Source organism: Algoriphagus pacificus, from assembly GCF_017254845.1.
Taxonomy (GTDB): domain Bacteria; phylum Bacteroidota; class Bacteroidia; order Cytophagales; family Cyclobacteriaceae; genus Algoriphagus; species Algoriphagus pacificus.
In genome coordinates this window covers 1-635 of sequence record NZ_JAFKCU010000016.1, presented here as the reverse complement: position 1 = coordinate 635, position 635 = coordinate 1, and the positions used below count along the sequence as shown (strand labels likewise).

At 55.0% G+C, this 635-nt stretch carries 2 protein-coding genes; both read right to left on the bottom strand.

Going from position 1 to position 635, the window contains the following annotated elements; all coding sequences use genetic code 11:
* Positions 1-268 (bottom strand): phage terminase large subunit family protein (locus J0A69_RS22370; protein ID WP_172946057.1); only part of this gene is annotated, 268 nt, incomplete at its 3' end.
* A partial coding sequence (locus tag J0A69_RS22365) for a DNA-packaging protein (protein ID WP_206588852.1) occupies positions 243-635 on the bottom strand: 393 nt, incomplete at its 5' end. The genes J0A69_RS22365 and J0A69_RS22370, both read right to left, overlap by 26 nt.

Below are 635 nucleotides of genomic sequence, written 5' to 3'. Positions count from 1 at the left end.
AAACACCCAGCAGCATTTTGGAATAACCGACACGGGCAGACTTCACCACATTCACCTCACGGATGTAGTCGCTGCCCATCGCATTCATGATGGCCCGCTGAAAGGGCAGTGTTTCCCAGCGCCCTTCCTGGTATGCGGATTCTTTCGGGAGATAGTAATTAGCATCCGCCCATTCAACGGCGGTCTGTGGCTCCGGCCTGAACAGTGAGCGAAGCCCGGCGCGGACAAAATGCCGCAGCCTGTTAACCTGACTGTTCGATATATTCACTCAGCAACCCCGGTATCAGTTCATCCAGCGCGGCTGCTTTGTTCATGGCTTTGATGATATCCCGTTTCAGGAAATCAACATGTCGGTTTTCCAGTTCCGGAAAACGCCGCTGCACCGACAGGGGGAGCCCGTCGAGAATACTGGCAATTTCACCTGCGATCCGCGACAGCACGAAAGTACAGAATGCGGTTTCCACCACTTCAGCGGAGTCTCTGGCATTCTTCAGTTCCTGTGCGTCGGCCTGCGCACGCGTAAGTCGATGGCGTTCGTACTCAATAGTTCCTGGCTGGAGATCTGCCTCGCTGGCCTGCCGCAGTTCTTCAACCTCCCGGCGCAGCTTTTCGTTCTCAATTTCAGCATCCCTTTC